The 10,199-nt window shown below is 70.9% G+C and carries 5 protein-coding genes; 1 reads left to right on the plus strand and 4 read right to left on the minus strand.

The window, feature by feature from the left end; translation table 11 throughout:
- The first annotated feature begins 150 nt into the window (after positions 1 to 150).
- Positions 151 to 720, plus strand: coding sequence for a Uma2 family endonuclease (locus tag ABT015_RS37550; RefSeq protein ID WP_350887748.1), 570 nt, complete (start codon positions 151 to 153; stop codon positions 718 to 720).
- An 88-nt stretch (positions 721 to 808) separates the two neighbouring features.
- On the opposite strand, the gene ABT015_RS37555 is transcribed toward ABT015_RS37550, so the two are convergent.
- From ABT015_RS37555 to gltB, 4 genes are all read right to left on the minus strand, one after another.
- Complete coding sequence (locus ABT015_RS37555) at positions 809 to 2,266, minus strand: aldehyde dehydrogenase family protein (RefSeq protein WP_350887750.1); 1,458 nt, start codon at positions 2,264 to 2,266, stop codon at positions 809 to 811.
- A gap of 84 nt (positions 2,267 to 2,350) precedes the next feature.
- A complete protein-coding gene (locus tag ABT015_RS37560) occupies positions 2,351 to 3,217 on the minus strand; it encodes a Sco1979 family transcriptional regulator (RefSeq protein ID WP_350887752.1) in 867 nt (288 codons plus the stop codon).
- Between the two features lie 342 nt (positions 3,218 to 3,559).
- Complete coding sequence (locus ABT015_RS37565; protein ID WP_350887754.1) at positions 3,560 to 5,020, minus strand: glutamate synthase subunit beta; 1,461 nt, start codon at positions 5,018 to 5,020, stop codon at positions 3,560 to 3,562.
- Complete coding sequence (gltB, locus tag ABT015_RS37570; RefSeq protein WP_350887756.1) at positions 5,013 to 9,614, minus strand: glutamate synthase large subunit; 4,602 nt, start codon at positions 9,612 to 9,614, stop codon at positions 5,013 to 5,015. Before gltB ends, ABT015_RS37565 begins: the two co-directional genes overlap by 8 nt.
- Positions 9,615 to 10,199 lie beyond the last annotated feature (585 nt).

Genomic DNA, 10,199 nt, shown 5'->3' on the forward strand with positions numbered 1-10,199 from the left:
CCGCCCCCGACCTCTATTCCCCCCCCCGGGGGGGCCGGGGGGGGGGCGGCCAGGGGGTTTTTCCCCACCACCCCCCCGCGGGCGGGGGGGGGGCCCCCCCCCCCCCCCCCCCGACGGCCTTCGTGCTGTTCGCAGAGGAAGAATGGGGCCATGAGCGAGTTCCAGATCCCAGAGCGCCACGCGCGGCTGCTGGCCTACGCGCGGAGCCTGACGCCTCCGGCCGGGTGGAAGATCGAGATCTCCGGCGACGAGATCATCATGATGGCCGGCCCATCGGTGATCCACCAGCGCAACCTGCTGCTCATCCGCGAGCAGTTCGACGCGCGCCGCCCGTCCGACCTGATGCCGAGCGAGAACACCGATCTGGCGTCGCCGAACGTGGGCAAGCTGCGCAACCCCGACCTGACCTACATCCCGATCTCGGTCGTCGAACTGGGCGGCAACGAGGTGCCGGCCGAGGAGGCGGCGATCGCGGTGGAGATCGTCTCGCCGCCGAACCCGGAGAACGACCTGGTCGGCAAGGTGCGCGACTACCCACAGATGCGGATCCCGCTGTACCTGCTGATCGATCCGCGCAAGGGCGACATCACCCTCTACTCCGAGCCCTCCGGCGGCGCATACCGCCAACGCTGGACCGGCGGCTTCGGCGACCGGGTGCCGATCCCCGCCCCCTTCGGCTTCGAGCTCGCCACCGACGGTCTCATCCGCTACCCGGCCTGACCGATCAGGTCGCCCGGCGGCTGCCGCCGGGCGACCCGCACCGCCCGAGGCGGCACCGTCAGAACAGAAACACCCGGAACAAGAACGCTCAGAACGGGAAGGCCGTGCGCCCGTGCTGGACGGAGATCCACTTCACGGTGGTGAACGCGTCCACCGTGGACTCCCCGTTGAGCCGCCCGATGCCGGAGTTCTTCTCCCCGCCGAACGGCACCGCCGGCTCGTCGGCGATGGTCCCGCCGTTGACGTGGATCATGCCGGTCTCGATCCGGTGCGCGACCCGGACGCCGCGCTCGACGTCGCCGGTGTGCACCGCGCCGCTGAGCCCGAAGGGGCTGTCGTTGGCGAGCCGGACGGCCTCGTCCTCGCCGTCGAAGGGCACCACGAGCACGACCGGGCCGAAGAGTTCGCGCTGGAGGATCGGCGCGTCCTCGGCCAGGCCGGTGAGGACGACGGGCTCCATCAGGCTGCCGACCGTGGTGCCGCGCAGCAGCGCGGTGGCGCCGGCGGCGATGGCCTGGTCGACCTGGGCGGTGATGGTGTCGGCCTGGACGGGGTTGATCAGCGGGCCGATCTGGGTGGCCGGGTCCTTGGGGTCGCCGACGGTGAGCGAGGAGATCTTCGCGACGAACTTGGCGGTGAACTCGGCCTCGACGGAGCGGTCGACGAGGACGCGGTTGGCGGCCATGCAGACCTGGCCCTGGTGGGCGAAGCGGCTGAACACGGCGGCGTCCACGGCGTAGTCGAGGTCGGCGTCGTCGAGCACGATCAGCGCGCTGTTGCCGCCGAGTTCGAGCACGGTGCGCTTGAAGTTGGCGGCGGCGACGGTGGCGACGTGCCGGCCGATCCGGTCGGAGCCGGTGAAGGCGATGACCTTGGGCACCGGGTGCTCGATGAAGGCGTCGCCGATCTCGGCGATGTCGGTGACCACGACGTTGAACAGCCCGGCCGGCAGGCCCGCCTCCTCGAAGAGCCGGGCGATCAGGGTGCCGCCGACGATCGGGGTCTCCTGGTGCGGCTTGAGCACCACGCCGTTGCCGAGGGCGAGGGCGGGGGCGACGGCCTTGATCGAGAGGTACAGCGGGAAGTTGAACGGGCTGATCACGCCGACGACGCCGACCGGCAGCCGGTAGAGGCGGTTCTCCTGGCCCTGCGTGATCGAGGGCAGCAGCCGGCCTTCCAGGCCCAGGGCCACCCGCAGGCAGTCCCGCAGCATGTCCTTGACCAGGGAGAGTTCGAAGGCGGCCTTGAGCGCGGTGCCGCCGAGCTCGGCCATGATGGCGTGGGTGATCTCCTCCTCGCGCTCCTCGATCAGGCGCAGCACGCGTTCGAAGACGAGCCGGCGGGCGTAGGGGGTGGTGGCGGCCCACTGCTTCTGGGCCCGTTCGGCGGCCCGGTAGGCCCGGTCGACCTCGGCGATGGTGGCGACGGTGATGGTGGCGAGCTTGTCGCCGGTGTAGGGGTCGACGTCGACGATGTCCCAGGAGCCGCTGCCGCTGCACCATTCGCCGTCGATGTACTGCAGCGCCAACTCGGAGAAGTACGACATCTGATGCCTCTCGTGCCGGTTCGGGGAACGTCGGCGGGCGAGCCGCTACGGCCCGGTCTGATTGGGCATCATCGTACTGACGTCTCAGAGCTCTTGGCGTACGGAGTGCAGGAGCTGCCGGGTCTGTTCGGGGTCGAGGCTGTCGGCGAGCAGTCCTTCCATGGCGTGGCGGTACTCGGCGACCTCGGCCGGCTTGTCGAGGTAGAGCGCGGTGGTGAACTGTTCGACGTAGACGACGTCGGCGAGTTCGGGTTCGGCGAAGCCGAGCACGGTGAAGGCGCCGCTCTCGGCGCTCAGTCCGGCGCAGCCCAGCGGCAGCACCCGGAGCCGGACGTTGGGCAGTTCGCCGAGTTCCAGCAGCCGGTCGATCTGGTTGCGCATCAGCTCGGGGCCGCCCCAGGGGCGGCGCAGCGCGGCCTCGTCGAGGATCGCGAGCAGGCGGGGGCCGCTCTCGGCGGTGAGCACGGCCTGGCGTTTGAGCCGGACCTCGACGCGGCGTTCGATCTCGCCTGGGTCGGTGACGTGGCCGCCGGCGGCGATGACGGCGCGGGCGTAGTCGGCGGTCTGGAGCAGCCCGTGGACGAACTGGACCTCGTAGCTGCGGATCTCGGCGACGGCTTCTTCCAGGCCGACGTAGTTCTGGAACCAGGCGGGCAGCACGTCGCCGTACTCGTGCCACCAGGAGGTGGCGTTGGCGTCCCGGACGAGTCCGAGGACGGTGGCGCGCTCCTGCTCGGCCTCCACGCCGTAGAGGGTGAGCAGGTCGGCGACGTCGCGTTCCTTGAAGCCGACCCGGCCGAGTTCCATCCGGCTGATCTTGGACTCGGAGGCGCGGATCGAGTAGCCGGCCTCCTCGCGACTGACTCCCCTGGCCTCGCGGAGCTTGCGCAGCTGGGTGCCGAGCAGCAGGCGCCGTACCGTGGCGCCTCCGCTTGTCTGAGTCGTGCTCATCGCGTCAACCTCCGCACTCGCGCAGCAGCCCCCCGGCCGTCGGCGGCAGTCTGCCACCTGGCACCGACGAACAACAGTCCGTCCGGCCAGGCCCTCCCGCAGGGCGCCCGGAACGGGCCTACGGTAGACCCAAGTCCTGGGAAATGTCTGAGAGTTGACGCGACTCTTGACGGGCCGGCCAGCTTCGGGGTAACGCGGGGGAACGCGACGGCGCCCGCCCTCCAACTGGTCGGGGAAGAGGGCAGGCGCCAGGAGACCGCGTTGGCCCGGCGACGCTGGCGGGGGCAGCGGGTTGAGCTCCCGGCGATGCGGCACCGGGGGTTCGGGGGGCCGGTCGGCCCGTCAGACGACCAGCGGGCGGTCGGTGGGACGGATCGGGGCCGGCAGTGGGGTCTTGCCGCCGAGGTACTTGTCCACCGCGGCTGCGGCCGAGCGGCCTTCCGCGATGGCCCAGACGATCAGCGACTGACCGCGACCGGCGTCTCCGCAGACGTACACGCCATCGACATTGGTGGCGAACCGGCCGTCGCGGCCAATGTTACCGCGCGCGTCCAGGTCCACGCCGAGCTGCTCGACCAGGCCGTTGCGGACGTCGGTGCCGGTGAAGCCCATGGCCAGGGTGACGAGCTGCGCCGGGATGGCCCGCTCGGTGCCGGGGACGGGCTCGAAGCGGCCGTCCCTGAACTCGACCTCGACGAGGTGCAGCTCCTGGACGTCGCCGTGCTCGTCGCCGGTGAAGTGGGTGGTGTTCACGGAGTAGATCCGCTCGCCGCCCTCCTCGTGCGCGGAGGTGACCTTGTAGGTCATCGGCATGGTCGGCCAGGGCTGGTGGCCGGGGCGCTCCTCGGCGGGCCGCGGCATGATCTCCAGCTGGGTGACGGAGGCCGCGCCCTGGCGGTGGGCGGTGCCGACGCAGTCGGCGCCGGTGTCGCCGCCGCCGATGACGACGACGTGCTTGCCCTTGGCGCTGATCGGCGACTCGACGAAGTCGCCCTCCTGCACCTTGTTGGCCAGCGGCAGGTACTCCATGGCCTGGTGGACGCCCTTGAGCTCGCGCCCGGGCACCGGCAGGTCGCGCGCGGTGGTGGCGCCGGCGGCGACGACGACGGCGTCGAAGCGCTCGCGCAGCTGCTGGCCGGTGATGTCCTCGCCGACGTGCACGCCGGTGCGGAAGCGGGTGCCCTCCGCGCGCATCTGCTCGACGCGGCGGTTGATGTGGCGCTTCTCCATCTTGAACTCGGGGATGCCGTAGCGCAGCAGGCCGCCGACGCGGTCGGCGCGCTCGTACACGACGACGGTGTGCCCGGCCCTGGTGAGCTGCTGGGCGACGGCCAGGCCGGCCGGGCCGGAGCCGACGACGGCGACGGTCTTGCCGGACAGCCGCTCCGGGACCTGCGGCGTGACGCCGCCGCGGTCCCAGGCCTTGTCGATGATGGTGACCTCGACGTTCTTGATGGTCACCGCGTCCTGGTTGATGCCGAGCACGCAGGCCGACTCGCAGGGCGCCGGGCAGAGGCGGCCGGTGAACTCCGGGAAGTTGTTGGTCGCGTGCAGCCGCTCGATCGCGCCGACGAAGTCGTCCCGGTAGGCGAGGTCGTTCCACTCGGGGATGAGGTTCCCGAGCGGGCAGCCGTTGTGGCAGAACGGGATGCCGCAGTCCATGCAGCGGCCGGCCTGCTCGGTGATGATCGGCAGGAGGCTGCGCTCGACGTAGACCTCGTTCCAGTCCCGCAGGCGCACGTCGACGGGGCGCCGCTCGGCCAGCTGCTTGGGCGTGGTCAGGAAGCCCTTGGGGTCAGCCATTAGCCGCCTCCATCATCTTGCGAGTGGTCTCGGCCTCGGAGAGGCCATCGCGCTCAGCGGCGTCCTTGGCGGCGAGCACTGCCTTGTAGTCGGTCGGCATGATCGTGGAGAAGCGGGAGACCCCGCTGCCCCAGTCGGCCAGGAGTTCGGCGGCGACGGTGGAGCCGGTCTCCTCGTAGTGCTGCTGCACGGTCTCGCGCAGCCAGTCGCGGTCGGCGGCGGAGGGGGCCTCGATGCCCACCAGGCCGTCGTTGACGTTCGCGGGGCGCAGGTCCAGGACGTAGGCGATGCCGCCGGACATGCCGGCCGCCAGGTTGCGCCCGGTCTCGCCGAGGATGACGACCCGGCCGCCGGTCATGTACTCCAGGCCGTGGTCGCCCACGCCCTCGACGACGAGGGTGGCACCGGAGTTGCGGACGGCGAAGCGCTCGCCGGCCTTGCCGCGCAGGTGGATCCGGCCGGAGGTCGCGCCGTAGCCGATGGTGTTGCCGGCGATGACGTGGTTCTGCGCGTCGTTGCCGATGGCCGCGGCGTCGCGGGCCGGGCGGACGATCACGACACCGCCGGAGAGGCCCTTGCCGACGTAGTCGTTGGCGTCGCCCTCCAGCCGCAGGGTCACGCCGCGCGGCACGAAGGCGCCGAAGGACTGCCCGGCGGAGCCGGTGAAGGTGACGTCGATGGTGCCCTCGGGCAGGCCCTCGCCGCGGTAGCGCCTGGTCACCTCGTGGCCGAGCATGGTGCCGACGGTGCGGTTGACGTTGCGGATCGGCAGCTGGATGCGGACGGTCTCGCCGCGCTCCAGGGCGTCCTCGGCGAGCGTGATCAGCTGGTTGTCCAGGGCCTTGTCGAGCGCGTGGTCCTGGAAGGTGGTGCGGTGGCGGGCCGCGCCCTCGGGCAGCTGCGGGACGTGGAAGAGCGGGGCCAGGTCGAGCCCGGCGGCCTTCCAGTGGTCGATGGCGGCGGCCGCGTCGATGTGCTCGGCGTGGCCGACGGCCTCCTCGATCGTGCGGAAGCCCAGCTCGGCGAGGATCTCCCGGACCTCCTCGGCGATGAACTCGAAGAAGTTGACCACGAACTCGGGCTTGCCGGAGAAGCGCTCGCGCAGCACCGGGTTCTGGGTGGCGACGCCGACCGGGCAGGTGTCCAGGTGGCAGACGCGCATCATGATGCAGCCGGAGACGACCAGCGGCGCGGTGGCGAAACCGAACTCCTCGGCGCCGAGCAGCGCGGCGATGACGACGTCGCGGCCGGTCTTGAGCTGGCCGTCGGTCTGCACGACGATGCGGTCGCGCAGGCCGTTGAGCAGCAGGGTCTGCTGGGTCTCGGCGAGGCCGAGCTCCCAGGGGCCGCCCGCGTGCTTCAGCGAGGTCAGCGGGGAGGCGCCGGTGCCGCCGTCGTGCCCGGAGACCAGCACCACGTCGGCGTGCGCCTTGGAGACGCCCGCGGCGACCGTGCCGACGCCGACCTCGGAGACCAGCTTCACGTGGATGCGGGCGGCCGGGTTGGCGTTCTTGAGGTCGTGGATGAGCTGCGCCAGGTCCTCGATCGAGTAGATGTCGTGGTGCGGCGGCGGCGAGATCAGGCCGACACCCGGGGTGGAGTGCCGGGTCTTGGCGACCCACGGGTAGACCTTGTGGCCGGGCAGCTGGCCGCCCTCGCCGGGCTTGGCGCCCTGGGCCATCTTGATCTGGATGTCGTCGGCGTTGACCAGGTACTCGGAGGTGACGCCGAAGCGGCCGGAGGCGACCTGCTTGATGGCCGAGCGGCGCTCGGGGTCGTACAGGCGGTCCGGGTCCTCGCCGCCCTCGCCGGTGTTGGACTTGCCGCCGAGGCGGTTCATCGCGATGGCGAGGGTCTCGTGCGCCTCCAGGGAGATGGAGCCGTACGACATGGCGCCGGTGGAGAAGCGCTTGACGATCTCGGAGACCGGCTCGACCTCCTCGACCGGGATCGGGGTCCGGCCGAGGGCGTCCAGCTGGAACAGGCCGCGCAGCGTCATCAGGCGGGTGGACTGCTCGTTCACCCGGTCCGTGTACTGCTTGAAGATGTCGTACCGGCGGTTGCGGGTGGAGTGCTGGAGCCGGAAGACGGTGTCCGGGTCGAACAGGTGCGGCTCGCCCTCGCGGCGCCACTGGTACTCGCCGCCGATCTCCAGCGCGCGGTGCGCGGCCGGGATGCCGGAGGCCGGGTAGGCCTTGGCATGGCGGGCGGCGGTCTCCTTCGCGATCTCCTCCAGGCCGATGCCGCCGAGCTTGGTGGTGGTGCCGGCGAAGTAGCCGTCGACCAGCTCCTGGGAGAGGCCGATGGCCTCGAAGACCTGGGCGCCGCGGTAGGAGGCGACGGTCGAGATGCCCATCTTGGACATGACCTTGAGCACGCCCTTGCCGAGCGCCTTGATCAGGTTCTTGATGGCCTTCTCGGCCTCGACGCCCTGGATGAACACCTTCTGGGCGACGAGGTCCTCGACGGACTCCATGGCCAGGTACGGGTTGACGGCGCCGGCGCCGTAGCCGATCAGCAGCGCGACGTGGTGCACCTCGCGGACGTCGCCGGCCTCGACCAGCAGCGACACCTGGGTGCGCTGCTTGGTGCGGATGAGGTGGTGGTGGATCGCGGAGGTGAGCAGCAGCGAGGGGATCGGGGCGTGCTCGGCGTCGGAGTGCCGGTCGGAGAGCACGATGATCCGGGCGCCGTCGGCGATCGCGGCGTCGGCCTCGGCGGCGATCTCGGCCAGCCGGGCGGCCAGGCCCCGGCCGCCGGCGGCGACCTTGTAGAGGCCGGAGAGCGTGACGGCCTTGAGGCCGGGCTGGTCGCCGTCGTGGTTGATGTGGACGAGCTTGGCCAGCTCGTCGTTGTCGATCACCGGGAAGGTGATGCCGACCGAGCGGCAGGCGGCGGCCTCGGCGGCCAGCAGGTTGCCCTCGGGGCCGAGGTTGCTGAGCAGCGAGGTGACGAGCTCCTCGCGGATGGCGTCCAGCGGCGGGTTGGTGACCTGCGCGAAGAGCTGGACGAAGTAGTCGAAGAGCAGGCGCGGCTTCTCGCTGAGCGCGGCGATCGGCGAGTCGGTGCCCATCGAGCCGAGCGCCTCGCCGCCGGTCTTGGCCATCGGGGCGAGGATGACCCGCAGCTCCTCCTCGGTGTAGCCGAAGGTCTGCTGGCGGCGGGTGACCGAGGCGTGGGTGTGGAAGATGTGCTCGCGCTCGGGCAGCTTGGCGAGCTGGATCTGCCCGGCGGCGACCCACTCCGCGTAGGGGTGCTCGGCGGCGAGGGAGGACTTGATCTCCTCGTCCCCGACGATGCGGCCCTCGGCGGTGTCGACGAGGAACATCCGGCCGGGCTGCAGGCGGCCCTTCTTGGCGACCTTCTCCTGGTCGATGTCGAGCACGCCGACCTCGGAGGAGAGGACGACGAGGCCGTCCTCGGTGATCCAGTAGCGGGCCGGGCGCAGGCCGTTGCGGTCGAGCACGGCGCCGATCTGGGTGCCGTCGGTGAAGGTGACGCAGGCCGGGCCGTCCCAGGGCTCCATCAGGTTGGAGTGGTACTGGTAGAAGGCGCGGCGGGCCGGGTCCATGGTGGCGTGGTTCTCCCACGCCTCCGGGATCATCATCAGCACCGAGTGCGGCAGCGAGCGGCCGCCGAGGTGGAGCAGCTCCAGGACCTCGTCGAAGGAGGCGGAGTCGGAGTGGTCAGGGGTGCAGACCGGGAAGATCCGCTCCAGGCCCCGGCCGTTGCGGTTGGCGGGGATGAGGTCGGTGGCGAGCTGGGACTCGCGGGCGCTCATCCAGTTGCGGTTGCCCTTGACCGTGTTGATCTCGCCGTTGTGGGCGACGAACCGGTACGGGTGGGCGAGCGGCCAGCTCGGGAAGGTGTTGGTGGAGAAGCGCGAGTGCACCAGGCCGACGGCGGAGGCGTAGGAGCGGTCCGACAGGTCGGGAAAGAAGGGCTCCAGCTGGCCGGTGGTCAGCATGCCCTTGTAGACGATGGTGCGCGCGGACAGCGACGGGAAGTAGACCCCGACCTCGCGCTCGGAGCGCTTGCGGACGACGAAGGCGGTCCGGTCGAGCTCGATCCCGGCCAGGCCCTCCTTGGCGAGGAAGAGCTGCCGGAAGCGCGGCATGACGCTGCGGGCGGTGGCGCCGAGCAGGTCCGGGGTGACGGGGACGTCGCGCCAGCCGAGGACGGTGAGGTCCTCCTCGGCCGCGATGGCCTCGATCCGGGCGACGGCGTCCGCGTCGGCGGCGTCCTCGTCGGGCAGGAAGGCGATGCCGACCGCGTAGGAGCCGGCGGCGGGGAGCTCGAAGTCGACCTTGCCGCGCAGGAAGGCGTCCGGGATCTGGGTGAGGATGCCGGCGCCGTCACCGGAGTCCGGCTCGGCGCCGGTGGCGCCGCGGTGCTCCAGGTTGCGCAGGACGGTCAGCGCCTGTTCGACGATGGTGTGGTCGGCGATGCCGGTCAGCGTGGCGACGAAACCGACGCCGCAGGCGTCGTGCTCGTTTCGCGGGTCGTACAGGCCCTGAGCGGTAGGTCGCGCATCCGGAACGAGCGCGTACGGCTGGCGGGCTGCGCCGGCCTGGGGCTCGTTGGCGGAGTGCATGGATGCAGGCAGCATCGGCTCTCCCGTCGTCGTCTTTCGGCTGTGTGGTGCAAGGAGGGACGACGTTGGCCCTGATGCGATTTCGTGCAAGTTACATGATGCCCAAGATCCCGGGAAGTGGAATATCTCGTCCACATGGCGGACTGATCCGCAGGTCAAGGGGGGAATGAGAGGACGCGCCACAATGCGCGTCCCCTCGATTGTGCCCGGCGGTCGGCCGCCTGAAACAGGGGCGAAACCCGATCGCCACACGGGACGATCAAGGACGCCTGTGAATCGATCCCGAGGGCTCGGCCACGGATGCGAATCCTCGGCCCCGAGGCCCGAATGGTGAGACTAGGCCAGGCGCCACCCGGCAGTCATGTGCGGAACGTCACGCACTTCCCGGCATAGTCATGCACTCCACCGGGTCGTCACACACCCCGGCCGAACGAGCGCACCCGGGTCCTGTCCGGCCGATCTTGCCGGGCCCGCGACGCCGGGCAGGACCTAGCCGCAATGCCAGTGACTTTGGGGTGCCTGTCTCGTTGGTTGTGGTGTGGCGAGAGTGGGGCAGGTCAAGTCGCCTGCGAGTGAGCGGTTGTC

This window comes from Kitasatospora sp. NPDC094016 (genome assembly GCF_040304045.1).
GTDB lineage: Bacteria > Actinomycetota > Actinomycetes > Streptomycetales > Streptomycetaceae > Kitasatospora.

Excerpts from the sequence above, each read along its gene's own strand:
- gltB (WP_350887756.1), bottom strand. The coding sequence starts at position 9,614 with ATGCACTCCGCCAACGAGCCCCAGGCCGGCGCAGCCCGCCAGCCGTAC.
- ABT015_RS37560 (WP_350887752.1), bottom strand. The coding sequence starts at position 3,217 with ATGAGCACGACTCAGACAAGCGGAGGCGCCACGGTACGGCGCCTGCTG.
- ABT015_RS37555 (WP_350887750.1), bottom strand. The coding sequence starts at position 2,266 with ATGTCGTACTTCTCCGAGTTGGCGCTGCAGTACATCGACGGCGAATGG.
- ABT015_RS37565 (WP_350887754.1), bottom strand. The coding sequence starts at position 5,020 with ATGGCTGACCCCAAGGGCTTCCTGACCACGCCCAAGCAGCTGGCCGAG.
- ABT015_RS37550 (WP_350887748.1), top strand. The coding sequence starts at position 151 with ATGAGCGAGTTCCAGATCCCAGAGCGCCACGCGCGGCTGCTGGCCTAC.